The sequence below is a fragment of the Streptomyces sp. NPDC051940 genome (assembly GCF_040680895.1).
Classification (GTDB): Bacteria; Actinomycetota; Actinomycetes; order Streptomycetales; family Streptomycetaceae; genus Streptomyces.
This window is the reverse complement of record NZ_JBFAXR010000003.1, coordinates 186415-201656: the sequence shown is the minus strand read 5'-3', so window position 1 is coordinate 201656 and position 15242 is coordinate 186415. Positions and strand designations below refer to the sequence as shown.

The 15242-nt window shown below is 71.8% G+C and carries 12 protein-coding genes and 1 pseudogene; 6 read left to right on the top strand and 7 right to left on the bottom strand.

Annotation, left to right across the window (positions count from 1 at the left end; translation table 11 throughout):
- The first annotated feature begins 430 nt into the window (after window positions 1–430).
- The 5 genes from AB0M28_RS02910 to AB0M28_RS02890 all read left to right on the top strand — a co-directional run bounded on the left by AB0M28_RS02910 (window position 431) and on the right by AB0M28_RS02890 (window position 6361).
- Window positions 431–1216, top strand: a complete 786-nt coding sequence (locus tag AB0M28_RS02910) for an MIP/aquaporin family protein (protein ID WP_365396641.1) — start codon at window positions 431–433, stop codon at window positions 1214–1216.
- A gap of 59 nt (window positions 1217–1275) precedes the next feature.
- A complete protein-coding gene (gene glpK / locus AB0M28_RS02905) occupies window positions 1276–2829 on the top strand; it encodes a glycerol kinase GlpK (protein WP_365396668.1) in 1554 nt (517 codons plus the stop codon).
- 6 nt (window positions 2830–2835) lie between these two features.
- Window positions 2836–4446, top strand: a complete 1611-nt coding sequence (locus AB0M28_RS02900) for a glycerol-3-phosphate dehydrogenase/oxidase (RefSeq protein WP_365396638.1) — start codon at window positions 2836–2838, stop codon at window positions 4444–4446.
- 227 nt (window positions 4447–4673) lie between these two features.
- On the top strand, window positions 4674–5636 hold the full coding sequence (locus AB0M28_RS02895) for a hypothetical protein (protein ID WP_365396665.1): 963 nt from the start codon (window positions 4674–4676) through the stop codon (window positions 5634–5636).
- Between the two features lie 53 nt (window positions 5637–5689).
- On the top strand, window positions 5690–6361 hold the full coding sequence (locus AB0M28_RS02890; protein ID WP_365396635.1) for a FadR/GntR family transcriptional regulator: 672 nt from the start codon (window positions 5690–5692) through the stop codon (window positions 6359–6361).
- Between the two features lie 4 nt (window positions 6362–6365).
- Here the strand turns inward: AB0M28_RS02890 and AB0M28_RS02885 are convergent, their stop codons facing one another.
- The 6 genes from AB0M28_RS02885 to AB0M28_RS02860 all read right to left on the bottom strand — a co-directional run bounded on the left by AB0M28_RS02885 (window position 6366) and on the right by AB0M28_RS02860 (window position 12960).
- Window positions 6366–6809 (bottom strand): peptidoglycan-binding domain-containing protein, encoded by a 444-nt coding sequence (locus AB0M28_RS02885; protein ID WP_365396630.1) that lies wholly within the window; start codon window positions 6807–6809, stop codon window positions 6366–6368.
- A gap of 131 nt (window positions 6810–6940) precedes the next feature.
- A complete protein-coding gene (locus AB0M28_RS02880; RefSeq protein ID WP_365396627.1) occupies window positions 6941–7903 on the bottom strand; it encodes an aldo/keto reductase in 963 nt (320 codons plus the stop codon).
- A 2-nt stretch (window positions 7904–7905) separates the two neighbouring features.
- Window positions 7906–8874, bottom strand: coding sequence for an ABC transporter permease (locus AB0M28_RS02875; protein WP_365396662.1), 969 nt, complete (start codon window positions 8872–8874; stop codon window positions 7906–7908).
- Window positions 8875–8951: 77 nt separating this feature from the next.
- On the bottom strand, window positions 8952–10517 hold the full coding sequence (locus AB0M28_RS02870; protein WP_365396624.1) for a sugar ABC transporter ATP-binding protein: 1566 nt from the start codon (window positions 10515–10517) through the stop codon (window positions 8952–8954).
- 8 nt (window positions 10518–10525) lie between these two features.
- Window positions 10526–11581 carry a sugar ABC transporter substrate-binding protein gene (locus tag AB0M28_RS02865; RefSeq protein ID WP_365396621.1) on the bottom strand — a complete coding sequence of 352 codons (1056 nt, stop codon included), beginning with the start codon at window positions 11579–11581 and terminating at the stop codon, window positions 10526–10528.
- A gap of 23 nt (window positions 11582–11604) precedes the next feature.
- On the bottom strand, window positions 11605–12960 hold the full coding sequence (locus tag AB0M28_RS02860) for an enolase C-terminal domain-like protein (RefSeq protein WP_365396619.1): 1356 nt from the start codon (window positions 12958–12960) through the stop codon (window positions 11605–11607).
- A gap of 257 nt (window positions 12961–13217) precedes the next feature.
- Between AB0M28_RS02860 and AB0M28_RS02855 the strand changes: the two are divergent.
- A pseudogene (locus tag AB0M28_RS02855) lies at window positions 13218–14069 on the top strand (PAC2 family protein); the annotation flags it as partial.
- A 192-nt stretch (window positions 14070–14261) separates the two neighbouring features.
- On the opposite strand, the gene AB0M28_RS02850 reads toward AB0M28_RS02855, so the two are convergent.
- Window positions 14262–15206 carry a superoxide dismutase gene (locus tag AB0M28_RS02850; RefSeq protein ID WP_365396616.1) on the bottom strand — a complete coding sequence of 315 codons (945 nt, stop codon included), beginning with the start codon at window positions 15204–15206 and terminating at the stop codon, window positions 14262–14264.
- Window positions 15207–15242: the final 36 nt, after the last annotated feature.

Genomic DNA, 15242 nt, shown 5'->3' with positions numbered 1-15242 from the left:
GCACCGATCCCAGCCCGTCCGGCGTTTGAGGACTGAGGCGCGCAGCGCCGAACCGCGCCGCAGGCGCCCGCGTGACCGGCCCCCTCCGAGCCCGTCCGGCGTTTGAGGACGAGGCGCGCAGCGCCGATCCGCGTCAGCCGACGCAAAGGCGACCTCCAAGCCGGCCCGCCCGCGGGCGGACGCACCGACGCCGAGGCGCGCGGCGCCGCGCGCCGCGAGGCGCGGGGTCCCATCACGTCGACAGGGTTTCCGGAGGTAACCCTGATCCGTACATCACGAACCCTTGACGCTCGTGTGACGCGCGGGAAAACTACCGAGCGTCGGTCGGCATTGTCGAACACCTGACGGCATTGCGTTAGGGTGGCATCCGCGGACCGCTGTCTTGCCAAAGACAACAGCCCCTCTGGAACGAAGGACAAAGGAGTCGCGGGTGTCCAGCTCCGACATCTTCCTCGGCGAGGTCATCGGGACCGCCGTACTGATACTTCTCGGCGGCGGCGTCTGCGCCGCCGTCACGTTCAAGAAGTCCAAAGCGTTCAACGCCGGCTGGGTCGCCATCGCCTTCGGGTGGGGCTTCGCGGTCATGACCGCCGTCTACATGACCGGCCACCTCTCCGGCGCGCACCTCAACCCCGCGGTGACCGTCGGCATAGCCATCACCGGCGACCTCAGCGCCGGGGACTTCTTCACGTACATAGCGGGCCAGATGGTCGGCGCCGTCATCGGCGCCGTGCTCGTGTGGATCGCCTACTACGGGCAGTTCATGGCCCACCTCACCGACCGCGAGGTCGTCGGCGGACCCGGCGCGCAGGACACCAGGGCCGCCTCGTCCACCGACCCTGGTCCGGTGCTCGGGATCTTCTCCACCGCCCCCGAGATCCGCAACACCTGGCAGAACCTGGCCACCGAGATCATCGGCACCCTCGTGCTGGTCCTCGCGGTCCTCACCCAGGGCCTGAACGACAGCGGCAAGGGCCTCGGCACGCTCGGCGCACTCATCACCGCGTTCGTCGTGGTCTCCATCGGCCTGTCCCTCGGCGGCCCGACCGGCTACGCCATCAACCCGGCCCGCGACCTCGGCCCCCGTATCGCCCACGCGCTGCTGCCGATGCCCAACAAGGGCGGCTCCGACTGGTCGTACGCCTGGATCCCGGTCGCCGGCCCGCTGGTCGGCGCGCTGATCGCCGGCGGCATCTACAACGTCGCGTTCAAGTGAGCCGCACGCCGCGCGAGCAGACCGACCCCGACACCAACGACGCCTTCGGAGCAGCCACCGTGACCGATTCACACACCGCAGGGACCCATTCCCACGGCGCAGGGCCGTTCATCGCGGCCATCGACCAGGGCACCACCTCCTCCCGCTGCATCATCTTCGACAAGGACGGCCGGATCGTCGCCGTCGACCAGAAGGAGCACGAGCAGATCTTCCCCAGGCCGGGGTGGGTCGAGCACGACGCGACCGAGATCTGGACCAACGTCCAGGAGGTCGTCGACGGCGCCGTCTCCAAGGCCGGCATCACCTCCGCCGACGTCAAGGCGATCGGCATCACCAACCAGCGCGAGACCACCGTGCTGTGGGACAGGAACACCGGCGAGCCGGTGCACAACGCGATCGTCTGGCAGGACACCCGCACCGCGGAGCTCTGCCGTGAGCTCGGCCGCAACGTCGGCCAGGACCGCTTCCGCCGCGAGACGGGCCTGCCCCTCGCGTCGTACTTCGCCGGCCCCAAGGCCCGCTGGCTGCTGGACAACGTCGAGGGCCTGCGCGAGCGCGCCGAGGCCGGCGACATCCTCTTCGGCACCATGGACTCGTGGGTCATCTGGAACCTCACGGGCGGCACGGACGGCGGCGTCCACGTCACGGACGTCACCAACGCGTCCCGCACCATGCTGATGAACCTGCACTCCCTGGACTGGGACGACAAGCTGCTGGACTCCATCGGCGTGCCGCGCGCGGTGCTGCCGGAGATCCGCTCCTCGGCCGAGGTGTACGGGCACGCGGCGTCGGGCGCGCTGAAGGGCATCCCGGTCGCCTCGGCGCTGGGCGACCAGCAGGCGGCCCTGTTCGGCCAGACCTGCTACGCCGAGGGCGAGGCCAAGTCGACGTACGGCACCGGCACGTTCCTGCTGATGAACACCGGTGACCAGATCGTCAACTCGTACAACGGACTGCTGACGACCGTCGGCTACCGGATCGGCGACCAGGCCCCGGTCTACGCCCTGGAGGGCTCGATCGCGGTCACCGGCTCGCTGGTGCAGTGGATGCGCGACCAGATGGGGCTGATCTCCACCGCGGCGGAGATCGAGACCCTCGCGCTCAGCGTGGAGGACAACGGCGGCGCGTACTTCGTACCGGCGTTCTCCGGTCTGTTCGCCCCCTACTGGCGCGACGACGCGCGCGGCGTGATCGCGGGTCTGACCCGTTACGTCACCAAGGCGCACATCGCCCGCGCCGTACTGGAGGCCACCGCCTGGCAGACGCGTGAGATCTGCGACGCGATGACCAAGGACTCCGGCGTGGAGCTGGCCGCGCTGAAGGTCGACGGCGGCATGACCTCCAACAACCTGCTGATGCAGAACCTCTCGGACTTCCTGGACGCGCCCGTGGTGCGCCCGCTGGTCGCCGAGACCACCTGCCTCGGCGCGGCCTACGCGGCCGGCCTCGCGGTCGGCTTCTGGCCGGACACCGACGCGCTGCGCGCGAACTGGCGCCGGGCCGCGGAGTGGACCCCGCGGATGGACGACGACACACGCAAGCGCGAGTACAAGAACTGGCTCAAGGCCGTCGAGCGGACCATGGGCTGGGTCGAGGAAGACAGCAAGGAGTAGTACGACATGAGCATCCCGCAGAGTGCCCCGTCGCTGGGCACGCACCCTACTGCCGGCGTGAACGCCGGGCGCGCACAGACCCGGGAGCAGCTCGCCAGGGCCACCTACGACCTGCTGGTGATCGGTGGCGGCATCCTGGGGACCTCCGTGGCCTGGCACGCCGCGCAGTCGGGTCTGCGGGTGGCGATGGTGGACGCCGGCGACTTCGCCGGCGCCACCTCCTCCGCGTCCTCCAAGCTCGTCCACGGCGGTCTGCGCTATCTGCAGACCGGCGCGGTCAAGCTGGTCGCGGAGAACCACCACGAACGCCGCGTCCTGGCCAAGGACGTGGCCCCGCACCTGGTCAACCCGCTCACCTTCCACCTCCCCGTCTACAAGGGCGGCCCGGTCGGCGCCGCGAAGCTGGGCGCGGGCGTCTTCGCGTACTCGGCGCTCTCCGCGTTCGGCGACGGCGTCGGCAAGGTGATCTCCCCGGCGAAGGCGCAGGCCGCGAACCCGGCGCTGCGGACGGAGGACCTGAAGGCCGTCGCGGTCTACTACGACCACCAGATGAACGACTCCCGCGTCGCCGTGATGACCGTCCGGGCGGCCGTCGAGTCCGGCGCCGTGGTCCTCAACCACGCCGAGGTCACGGGCCTGCGCATGACGCGCGGCCGGGTCAGCGGCGCGGAGCTGCGCGACCGCGTCGACGGTACGGAGTTCGGCGTGGACGCGCGCGTCGTGCTGAACGCCACGGGGCCGTGGGTGGATCACCTGCGCCGGATGGAGGACAAGCACGCAGCGCCGTCGATCCGGCTGTCGAAGGGCGCGCATCTGGTGCTCAAGCGCAAGTCGCCGTGGACGGCGGCGATGGCCACGCCGATCGACAAGTACCGCATCACCTTCGCCCTGCCGTGGGAGGACATGCTCCTGCTCGGCACCACGGACGAGAAGTACGAGGGCGACCCGGCGGACGTGCGGGCCACCGAGTCGGACGTCCGGCAGATCCTGGACGAGGCCGCGTTCTCCGTGCAGGCGGCGGACCTCGACCGGTCGCTGATGACGTACGCCTTCGCGGGCCTGCGGGTGCTGCCCGGGGGGCCGGGCGGGGTGGAGACCGCCAAGCGCGAGACGGTCGTCACCGAGGGGCGCGGCGGGATGCTGTCGGTGGCGGGCGGCAAGTGGACGACGTACCGGCACATCGGCCGGGTCGTCATGACCAAGCTCGCGAAGCTGCCGGGCAGTCCGCTGGTGGACGATATGGAGCCGGTGAAGTCGCTGGTGCGGCGCACGCCGCTGCCGGGCATCGCGAACCCGAACGCGGTCGCGCACCGACTGCTCGTAGACCACGAGCCGGGGCAGCGGATGGACCCGCTGACGGCCCGCCATCTGGCCACGCACTACGGCTCGCTGTCCTTCGACATCGCCCGCCTGGTGAACGAGGACCCGTCCCTGGGCGAGCGCGTCCACCCGGACGCCCCGGAGATCTGGGCCCAGGTGGTCTACGCCCGCGACAGCGAATGGGCGCAGACCCCGGACGACGTCCTGCGCCGCCGTACGACGCTGACGGTCCGCGGTCTGGACACCCCGGAGATACGGGGGCGGGTGGCGGACCTGCTGGCACGCCGGGAGGGCTGAGGCCGGTCAGACGGGCGGGAGGAGGGGCCGTACGGGGGCGGTGCCCTCCTTCCGTCTTTTGCGTCGGACGGCTTTTGTGGCGGAGCTGTTGCACTCGGCGCCGGGGCGGCGGGCCGCCCGCCTCGTACGCTCCGGAGATGACCTTGACAGCCGCCCGGGGAGCGCGGAACTGGCGGACGCTCGTGGCGCGTTGCGTCATCGTCTTCGCCGTCGTCGTGTCCCTGCCCATGCTCGCCGCCCTCATCGCCCTGCGCGCCGCCTACGCCGGTGAGCCCGCCGCCGACGCCGTGACGCGCGGGCGGGACGCGATCTGGCTCGGGCACGCATGGGTGGACGGGCGACGCGGGGAGGCGGACCTGGCGCGGCTGAAGAAGCGGCTGGCGGGGACCGGTATCCGCGATCTGTACGTCCACTCCGGTCCGCTGGAGCACGACGGCACGCTGCCCGAGACGGCGTATCCGCGCGCCGGGTGGCTGATCGAGGCGGTACGCCGGGAGCTGCCGGGCATCAGGGTGCAGGCGTATCTCGGGGACGCGCTCGTGTACGGCGAGGGCGAGCGCGGCGGGCTGCGGCTGGCCGACGCGGCGGCGCGGCGCGCGATCAAGGCCAGTGCGCTGCAGGTGCTGGACGCCGGCTTCGACGGCGTCCATCTGGACCTGGAGCCGATGCACTTGGGCAACGAGGACTTCCTGACGCTGCTGGACGACGTCCGCCCGGCCGTCGCCGCCCGCGGCGGCGTGCTCTCCGTGGCGGCGCACCAGATCGATCCCCTGCCGTCGCTGCACACGGTGGCCGGGGCGCTGGCGAACCATCCCAAATGGTGGTCGCAGGAGTACTTCGGGCAGGTCGCACGGCGGGTGGACCAGATCGCCGTCATGTCGTACGACACCAAGACGTCCATGCGGAGCCTGTACGGCGGCTACGTCGCCCAGCAGACCAGGCTGGCGCTCGAGGTGACGCCCGGGACCACGGACCTGCTGATGGGGCTGCCGTTCTTCCACGACGACACCTTCGGCCACGACCCCTTCGCGGAGACCGTCGCGGCGGCCGTGCGGGGCGTACGGCTCGGCCTCACGCGCACCGACCGGGACCGGGAGCGCTTCGGGACGGCCGCGTACATCGACTTCGCGGCCACCGACCTGGACTGGTCTTCGTATCGGGAGGGCTGGGGAGCGGTTGACAGGCCATAATGGGTGACCCACCGAGACATCCGATGTCTGGTGCGCGTGCTGGGAGGGCAACGATGGCGGTCACGGACGAGGCGATCGAGAAGATCAAGGGGATGATCGTCTCCGGGGCACTGCGGCCGGGCGACCGGCTGCCCAAGGAGAGCGAGCTGGCCGCCGAACTGGGCCTGTCCCGCAACTCGCTGCGCGAGGCGGTGCGGGCGCTGGCGCTCATCCGGATCCTCGACGTCCGGCAGGGCGACGGCACGTACGTCACGTCCCTGGACGCCCAGCTGCTGCTGGAGGCGATGAGCTTCGTCGTGGACTTCCACCGGGACGACACGGTGCTGGAGCTGCTGGCCGTACGCCGCATCCTGGAGCCGGCGGCCACGGCGCTGGCGAGCATCGCGATCGCCGAGGACGAGCTGGACGCGCTGGACGCGGAGCTGACCGCGCTCGGCGAGTCGCCGTCGGTGGAGGAGCTGGTGCGCTGCGATCTGGAGTTCCACCGCCGGATCGTGCGGGCGTCGGGCAACTCGGTGCTGGCCTCCCTGCTGGACGGCCTGTCCGGCCCGACGGCCCGGGCCCGCATCTGGCGCGGCCTCACCCAGGAGGACGCGGTCAGCCGCACGCTGCTGGAGCACCGGGCGATCCTCGCCGCCCTGCGGGCACGGGACTCGGAGGCCGCCCGGTCGTGGTCGACGGTGCACATCTCGGGCGTGGAGCAGTGGCTGCGCAAGTCCCTGTAGGGGCTCAGCCCCAGCAGGTCGCGTACACCCACTCCCCGTCGTACTTGGGCCACGTCAGCACGGCTCCGGTGCGCGGGCCGTACACGCCGTCCTCGGCGAGGCCCGCGCCGCCGTAGACGTTGTGGAAGTGCTGGGCGTTGCGGACGGCCTGCTCGGTGGCGGGGCCGTAGATCCCGTCGACGGCGATGTTCTGCCCGTAGCAGCGCTTGAGGGCGTCCTGCAGCGCCTCCACGCCGAGGCCGGTGTTGCCGCGGCCCAGCACGCAGGAGTAGCCGCCGTTCTGCCAGCCGGTGGAGGGCTTGTCGTAGTACAGGCCGTTGCCCGCGTAGACGGTGGTCCGGCTCGCGCAGGTGGCGAGCGCGGCGGCGGACGACGAGGCGGCCACGGCGGACGGTGCGAGCGCCAGCACGGCGGCGGTGACGGCGGCGGCGAGCAGGGGTGTGCGCATGGGGCGGTCCCTCCCGGGTGACGAGCGGCGGCCGCACCACGCGGCCCACGGACCACGAACGTGCGCCGCCGCCCTTCTGTCAACCCCCGCCTCCCGCGCACCGGCTGCTTCCGGCCACGGCGGTGCGGGACTCAGGGCCCGGACGGGAGTGGAAGGTCCCGGTCGAGGAGGCCCTCCTCCACCAGCGCCGTCCACAGACCGTCGGGGATGTCCTGCCGCGCCAGCGCCGCGTTCTCCCGCACCGACCCCGGCGACGACGCCCCCACGACCACCGACGCGACCGCCGGGTGCGCGAAGGGATAGCGCAGGGCGGCCGCCTTCAGGGGTACGTCGAAACGGGCGCACACCTCCGCCATCCGCTGGGCACGGCTCACCAGCTCGACGGGCGCCGCGGTGTAGTCGTACCGGGCACCCGGCCGGGGGTCGGCGAGGAGGCCGGTGTTGTAGACCCCGGCCACCACGACGGAGGTGCCGCGGCGCTCCGCGGCGGGCAGCAGGTCGTCGAAGGCGGTGCGCTCCAGCATCGTCCAGCGGCTGGCGCACATGACGACGTCCACGTCGAGGTCGGTGACGAAACGGGCCAGATGGTCGCTGAAGTTCATGCCGAAGCCGATGGCGCCGACCATCTTCTCCGCCTTGAGCTCCGCGAGGGCCGCGAAGCCCGTGTCGTAGACCTCCTGGACGTGGTTCTCGGGGTCGTGGATGAACGCGATGTCCACGCGGTCCGTGCCCAGGCGCTCCAGCGAGGACTCCAGCGTGGCGCGGATGCCGTCGCGGGTGAGGTCCCACGCGCGGGCGCGCGCCGGGACGTCGAAGAAGTCGCAGGCCGGTTCCGTCTCCCCGGGGGCGAGGTCGCGCAGCCGGCGGCCGACCTTGGTGGAGAGCGTGTACGAGGCGCGGTCGCGGCCCGCGAGGGCCCGCCCGAGGCGTTCCTCGGACAGGCCCACGCCGTAGTGCGGGGCGGTGTCGAAGTAGGTGTATCCGGCGTCGAGCGCCGCCCCGACGATCGCCCCGGCGTCCTCGTCCGTCATCGGGCGGTAGAGGTTGCCGAGGTTCGCGCAGCCCAGTCCGAGCGGCGGGATGTCGACCGTCATGCCTACTCCTGTTCCTCGCCGCTGACGTAGCGGGAGACGACCAGCGCGACCAGGATGATGACGCCGGTGAAGAACTTGAACCACACCGCGGGCACGCCGCCGAGCGTCATCACGTTGTTGACCAGCTGCAGGGTGAGCACACCCGTCAGCGCGCCGAACAGCGTGCCGCGCCCGCCGCGCAGGCTGATGCCGCCGATGACCGCCGCCGCGAAGACCTGGAAGATCCAGTCCTTGCCCTGCGAGGCGGACACCGACCCGTAGTGCCCGGTGTACAGCACGCCCGCGAACGCGGCCAGCACGGCGGCCACGATGAACACCAGCCACGTCAGCCGCTCCACCCGGATACCGGCCGCGCGGGCCGCCTCCGGGTTGCCGCCGATCGCGTACAGCGCCCGCCCGTGCCGCAGATAGCCGAGCGCCAGTCCGCCGAGGGCGAACAGCAGCAGGCAGATCCACACCGACGCGGGGACGCCGATCCAGCTGGCCTTGCCCAGGTAGCGGAAGGAGTCGGGGATGGTGACGATCGACTGGCCCTCGGAGATGCCCTCCTGCAGGCCGCGCAGCAGCACCAGCATGCCGAGCGTGGCGATGAAGCCGTTGACCCGCAGCTTCAGCACCAGGAAGCCGATGAACGCGCCGATCAGCGCCCCCACCGCGAGGCACGCGGGAATGGACATCCACGTCGGGAGGACGTCGATGCCCGCGAAGCGGCCGCCGGCGGGCAGCACCAGCCACATGGCGATGACGGGCGCGACGCCGATGGTGGACTCCAGGGAGAGGTCCATCCGGCCGGAGATGAGGATGAGCGCCTCGCCGAGGACGAGCAGCGACAGCTCGCTGGTCGCCTGGACGACGCCGATGAGGTTGTCGCCCGTGAGGAACGTCGGGGAGACGATGAAACCGATGACGCCGATCAGGAAGATCACCGGGACGAGGGAGAAGTCGCGCCAGCGCGCCACCTCCACCTCCATCCCGCCGATCTTCAGCGCCGGCTTGCCCTCGCGGACCTCCGCGGGGCCCTCGGCGGGGGCCGCCTGCCGTATGTCTGTCATGGGGAGGTGTCGCCTTCCGGGGTCGAGCCGTTGTCGTGGGACGCGCCCGAGGCGCCGTCCGTGATGCCGTCCGTGATGCCTTCCATCGCGGCGACGAGTTCGCGGTCGGTCCACCCGCTGCCGAACTCGGCGACCACCCGCCCGTGGAACAGCGCGAGCACGCGGTCGCACACCCGCAGGTCGTCCAGCTCGTCGGAGACGATGACCGCGGCGCTGCCCCGGTCGGCCACGTCGCGGACGACGCCGAGCAGCGCGTCCTTGGACTTCACGTCGACGCCGGCGGTCGGCTTGATCGCGACCAGCACCTCGGGGTTGCGGGCCAGGGCGCGGGCGATGACGACCTTCTGCTGGTTGCCGCCGGACAGCCCGGTGACCTGCTGGCCGGGCCCGGACGTCTTGATGTCCAGCGACCGGATCATCCGGGCGGCGAACTGCCGGGTCCGCGACGGCAGCACGGTGCCGAGCGGGCCGAGCTGGTCGGCGACCGTGAGGGTGGCGTTCTCGGCGACGGACCGGGTGGGCACCAGGCCCTGCCGGTGCCGGTCCTCGGGCACGTACCCGATGCCGGCCTCCAGCGCGTGCGGCACGCTGCCGGTACGGACCGGCCTGCCGGTCACGGTGATCCGCCCGGCGCCGGGCGCGCGCATGCCCGCCAGGGTCTCGCCGACCGCGGTGTTGCCGCTGGCGGCCGCTCCCGCCAGGCCCAGCACCTCGCCGGGGCGCACCGCCAGGTCCAGCGGCTCGTACACGCCGTCCAGCGCAAGGCCCTCGGTGCGCAGGACGGGCTCGCGGTCCGACGGCGCGGAGCTGCGGGCCAGTCCGGGTCCGGCGCCGTCGGCGACGGCTCCCTCGCCGGTCATCGCCGCCACCAGGTCCTGCTTGGGCAGCTCCGCCACCGGCGCGGTGAGGATGTGCCGGGCGTCGCGGAACACCGTGACGGTGTCGCAGAGCTCGTACACCTCCTGCAGATGGTGCGAGATGAACAGGAACGCCACGCCCTGCTGCCGCAGTTCGCGGAGCTTGGCGAAGAGCCGGCGGATGCCGCCGGCGTCGAGGCGCGCGGTCGGCTCGTCGAGGATGATCAGCCGGGCGCCGAAGGACAGCGCGCGGGCGATCTCGACGAACTGCCGCTGCTCGACGCCGAGGTCCTCCGCGCGGGCGCGCGGGTCGACGTCGACGCCGTACTCCCCCAGCAGATCGCGGGCGCGGGCGCGCAGCTCGCGCCAGTTGATACGCGCGCTGCCCTGGAAGCGGCCCAGGTAGAGGTTCTCCGCGACCGTCAGCTGGGGGACGATCATCGACTTCTGGTAGACGCAGGCCACCTTGGTCCGCCAGGCGGAGGTGTCCCCGTACGCGGGGGCCTCCTCGCCGCCGAAGGTGACCGCGCCCGTGTCGGGGCGGTGCATGCCGGTGAGCACCGAGACGAGCGTGGACTTGCCGGCGCCGTTGCGGCCCACGAGGGCGTGGGCCTCGCCCGGCGCGACGGCCAGGCCCACGCCGTCGAGGGCGAGGGTCGGGCCGAAGCGCTTGACGATGCCCTCGGCCCGTACCGCTGCGTGCATGGGCGTCTTTATCCCTTCTCGAGCTGGTTGGCCCACAGCTTCGGGTCGTCGACGTTCTCCTTGGTCACCAGCGGGGCGGGGAGCTGGTCCTCGTACCCGTTGGGGATCTTGATGATCGTCGAGCCGTGGTCGGTGGGGCCTTCCTTGACCTTGGTGCCCTTCAGCGCCTCGGCGGCCCAGTACAGGGCGTACTGCGCGTACAGGTCGGCGGGCTGGGAGACGGTCGCGTCGATCTTGCCCTCGCGGATCGCGGCGAGCTCCTCGGGGATGCCGTCGTTGGAGATGATCGTGACGTGCTCCGGGTCGCCCGGGGGCTTGAGCATGCCCTTCTGCTCCAGCAGCGCCAGGGTGGGCTGCAGGAAGACGCCGCCGGCCTGCATGTAGATGCCGTTGACGTGGCCTTCCTTGGCGAGCACGCTCTGCAGTTTGGCGGAGGCGACGTCGCCCTTCCACTCCGTGGGCAGCTCGAAGACCTCGATGTCCGGGAACTTGGAGTCCATGCACTCCTTGAACGCCTCGGAGCGGTCGCGGCCGTTGATGGAGGCCAGGTCGCCCTGGAACTCGACGACCTTGCCCTTGCCCTTCAGCTGCTCGCCGAGGTACTCGCAGGCCTTCTGCCCGTACGCGCGGTTGTCGGCCCGTACGACCATGTAGACGTCGCCCTGGTCGGGGCGGGTGTCGACGGAGACCACGGGGATCTTCTTGCCGGCCAGCTCCTCCAGGGTGGAGGCGATGGCGCCGGTGTCCTGCGGGGCCATGATGACGGCCTTGGCGCCCTGGCTGGTGAAGGTCTGGACGTTGGCGACGAGCTTGGCGATGTCGTTCTGCGAGTTGGTGATGGGCAGCGCGGAGACGACGCCGTCGTCGACGCCCTTCTTCAGGTACTGGTTGTAGGAGTTCCAGAAGTCGCTGTCGGTGCGCGGTGTGTCGATGCCCACCTTGCCGGAGGCGGTGCCCCCCTTACCGTCGTCGTCGCTGCCGCGGTTGCAGCCGGCGGCCGCGACGACGGTGAGGAGGATGGCGCAGGCGGCGGTGGCTCTGGTTCTTGCCCGGTTCCGGTTCATGGGGTCCCGTCCCTGGTCGTCGGTCAGTTGGTGGTGCGGTGTGCGGTGTCGCCGGTCCTTTCGGGTGGTGCGGCGGACGGCGTCTGCTCCTGCCAGACGGGGCCGTCCGGATAGCGGTGGGCCGCGACGGAGTCCTCGAGCATCCGGGCGGAGAAGCCCGGGGCCTCAGGGGCGCGGTAGCGGCCGGCGCGCAGCACGACCGGGTCCTCGAAGTGCTCGTGGAGGTGGTCGACGTACTCGATGGCGCGGTCCTCCCAGGCGCCGGAGACGCCCACGTAGTCGAACATCGCCAGGTGCTGGACGAGTTCGCACAGGCCCACGCCGCCGGCGTGCGGGCAGACGGGCACGCCGTACTTGGCGGCGAGCAGGAGGATCGCGAGGTTCTCGTTGACGCCGGCGACGCGGGCCGCGTCGATCTGCACCACGTCGACGGCGCCGGCCTGCAGGAGCTGTTTGAACATCACCCGGTTCGCCACGTGTTCGCCGGTGGCGACGCGGGCGGGCTGGGCGCGGCGGATGGCGGCGTGGGCCAGGATGTCGTCGGGGCTGGTGGGCTCCTCGATCCAGTACGGGTCGAAGGGCGCCAGCGCCTGCATCCAGCGGACCGCCTCGGCGACGTCCCAGCGCTGGTTGGCGTCGACGGCGATGCGGATGCCGGGGCCGACGGCCTCGCGGGCCAGGCGCAGCCGGCGGACGTCGTCGTCGAGGTCCGCTCCGACCTTCAGCTTGATCTGGGTGAAGCCGTCGGTGACGGCCTCCTTGGCCAGGCGTACGAGCTTGCCATCGTCGTAGCCGAGCCAGCCGGGCGAGGTGGCGTAGCCGGGGTAGCCCTCGGCGAGGAGGCGGGCGGCGCGTTCGGCGCGGCCGGGCTCGGCGGCCCGGAGGATCTCCAGGGCCTCGTCGGGGGTGAGGGCGTCGGTGAGGTAGCGGAAGTCGACGAGGCCGACAAGCTCCTCGGGGCTCATGCCCGCGAGGAACCGCCAGACGGGCTGTCCGGCGCGGCGGGCGGCGAGGTCCCAGGCGGCGTTGACGACCGCGCCGGCGGCCATGTGCATCACGCCCTTCTCGGGGCCGAGCCAGCGCAGTTGCGAGTCGTGGGTGAGGTCGCGGTAGACGGTGCCGAGGTCGGCGGCGGTGCGCGGGGCGGGGCGGCCCACGACGTACGGGGCGAGGGCGCGGATCGCCGCCGCGGCCACATCGTTACCGCGGCCGATGGTGAACGTGAAGCCGTACCCCTCTACGGTGGGGTCGTCGGTGCGCAGGGCCACGTAGGCGGCCGAGTAGTCCGGATCGGGGTTCATCGCGTCCGAGCCGTCGAGCTGCAACGAGGTGGGGAAACGGATGTCGGTGACCTCGAGCTCGGTGATGCGCGGACTCATGCAACCCCCATCGGCACAGCCGGAGAGAACATCGGATCTTTTTCCAGTCATCCGATGTATAGCGGTGCGGGCTCCCTAACGTCCAGGGGTTCGACGTCAGTTGTTGTGACACGTCCGATGACTGGCGGCGCCAGTTGGGGCCGGTTTGCGTGTGGGTCGAGGCCGGATGGAGGGTAGGGCTTGCCTGTCGGACGCGCGATGCACGCGCGCGCCGAGCCAGGCCCTAGGCTGAGGCCCATGACGGAAGGAGGCGCTGGGTGATCGAGCTGGAGGGGGTTCCCGAGCTGGTAGACCCGGTGATGGTCTGTGCCTTCGAGGGCTGGAACGACGCCGGCGACGCCGCCTCCATGTCCGTGGGCCATCTCGACCGGGAGTGGAAGGGCGAGGTCTTCGCGGAGCTGGACGCCGAGGAGTACTACGACTTCCAGGTGAACCGGCCCACCGTGTCCCTCGACGGCGGCGTCCGCCGGATCACCTGGCCGACCACGCGGCTGTCCTTCGTCCGGGTGCCGGACGCCGACGGCCGGGGCCGGCAGCGCGATCTGGTGCTGGTGCGCGGCATCGAGCCGAGCATGCGCTGGCGCTCGTACTGCAACGAACTGCTGGGCTTCGCCCACGAGCTGGGCGTGGAGCTGGTCGTCCTGCTGGGCGCGCTGCTCGGCGACACCCCGCACACCCGGCCGGTGCCCGTCAGCGCCGTCACCTCCGACGCGGAGCTGGCCCAGTCGCTGGAGCTGGAGGAGTCGCGGTACGAGGGGCCGACGGGCATCGTCGGCGTCCTGCAGGAGGCGTGCACGCACGCCGGGGTGCCGGCGGTGAGCCTGTGGGCGGCCGTCCCCCACTACGTGTCGCAGCCGCCGAACCCCAAGGCGTCGCTGGCGCTGCTGAACCGGCTGGAGGACCTGCTGGGCATGCGCGTCCCGCTGGGCGAACTGCCGGAGGACGCGCGGGCCTGGCAGCTGGGCGTGGACCAGCTGGCGGCGGAGGACAGCGAGGTCGCGGAGTACGTCCAGACGCTGGAGGAGGCCCGCGACACGGCGGAGCTGCCGGAGGCGTCCGGGGAGGCCATCGCCAAGGAGTTCGAGCGCTATCTGCGGCGCCGCGACGGCCAGTCGCCGCCGCACTTCCGCGATGTCGCGGGGGGCGACGTCCCGAGGGGCGACACGGACGATGAGGACGAGGACGAGGACGAGGACGGCGACGAGGCCTGACGCGGTGGGGCCGGACCTCTTTCCGTAGGGACTGACGCGGTGGGGCCGGATCCCCTCCGTACGGTATCCGGCCCCCCTGTTCCTCGAGGCTCAGCCGATCGGGACGGCCACCGCCGTGTACGTAGTGCCGGGCGTCGGGGTGGTCGTGAAGCGGGCGTTGGGCAGATAGATCCGGTCGCCGTACGCGGCGGCCGTCGTGGGGACGTCGAAGCGCGCGTCGGTGGTCCGGCGCACGAACGTGCCGGCCGTGCCGTCGCGGTCGAGGTCGAACACGTCGATCGCGTTCTGCCGGTTCTGCACGACGTACAGCCGACGGCCGAGCAGCAGCAGGCCGTCGCCGTTGGCCAGCGGGACGCCGCCGAGGTCGACGACGCGGGCGTCGCCGGTCGCCGGGTCGACGCGGAACAGGCTCCGGGCGAAGCCGTTGACCACGAGCAGGGCGCTGCCGTCGGGGGTGCGGGTGATGCCGTTCGAGGCGTTGGTGCCCGCCGGCGCCTGCACCCAGTCGCCGCCGAGCGCCAGCGTGCCGAACGTGTCGGGCAGTTCGCCGCGCCCGCCGAGGCGCAGGGAGTACAGCCGCGCCTGGCGCGAGTCGGTGAACCACGCGGTGCCCCGGTGCAGGATGACGTCGTTGACGAACGTGTCCCCTGCGCCGGCCTGGTACGTGCGCAGGATCCCGCCGCCGCGGGCGTCGACGACGCGCAGCTGGCCGCTGCCGCCGCCGCAGACGAACAGCCTTCCCAGGTCGTCGGTCTTCAACCCGACGGAGGGTGCGCCGGTGCCCCGGCTGACGACCTCGCCCTCGCCGGTCGCCAGACTCGCCCGGTAGATCGATCCGTCCGCGAGCGACCCGAAGTACGCGAACGGCTGCGCCCCGATCGTGATGCCCTCCGGCCGCCAGCCGTCGGGCAGCCGGATCGTGTCGGGGAACCCCTCACCCGCCCGGGCCGCCCCGGCGAGCGGTCCGAGCGCGGCGGCCCCGGCGAGGCCGGCGCCCGCCCCGAGCATCCGGCGGCGCGTGATGCGGTTCGGCATGACTCCACCTTCCCTGTGCTCTGAATCCGGTAACTC

Bases quoted from the DNA above. Each gene is read 5' to 3' on its own strand.
- AB0M28_RS02900 (WP_365396638.1), top strand. From the start codon at position 2,836: ATGAGCATCCCGCAGAGTGCCCCGTCGCTGGGCACGCACCCTACTGCC.
- AB0M28_RS02895 (WP_365396665.1), top strand. From the start codon at position 4,674: ATGCTCGCCGCCCTCATCGCCCTGCGCGCCGCCTACGCCGGTGAGCCC.
- AB0M28_RS02890 (WP_365396635.1), top strand. From the start codon at position 5,690: ATGGCGGTCACGGACGAGGCGATCGAGAAGATCAAGGGGATGATCGTC.
- AB0M28_RS02885 (WP_365396630.1), bottom strand. From the start codon at position 6,809: ATGCGCACACCCCTGCTCGCCGCCGCCGTCACCGCCGCCGTGCTGGCG.
- AB0M28_RS02880 (WP_365396627.1), bottom strand. From the start codon at position 7,903: ATGACGGTCGACATCCCGCCGCTCGGACTGGGCTGCGCGAACCTCGGC.
- AB0M28_RS02875 (WP_365396662.1), bottom strand. From the start codon at position 8,874: ATGGAGGTGGAGGTGGCGCGCTGGCGCGACTTCTCCCTCGTCCCGGTG.
- AB0M28_RS02870 (WP_365396624.1), bottom strand. From the start codon at position 10,517: ATGCACGCAGCGGTACGGGCCGAGGGCATCGTCAAGCGCTTCGGCCCG.
- AB0M28_RS02865 (WP_365396621.1), bottom strand. From the start codon at position 11,581: ATGAACCGGAACCGGGCAAGAACCAGAGCCACCGCCGCCTGCGCCATC.
- AB0M28_RS02860 (WP_365396619.1), bottom strand. From the start codon at position 12,960: ATGAGTCCGCGCATCACCGAGCTCGAGGTCACCGACATCCGTTTCCCC.
- AB0M28_RS02850 (WP_365396616.1), bottom strand. From the start codon at position 15,206: ATGCCGAACCGCATCACGCGCCGCCGGATGCTCGGGGCGGGCGCCGGC.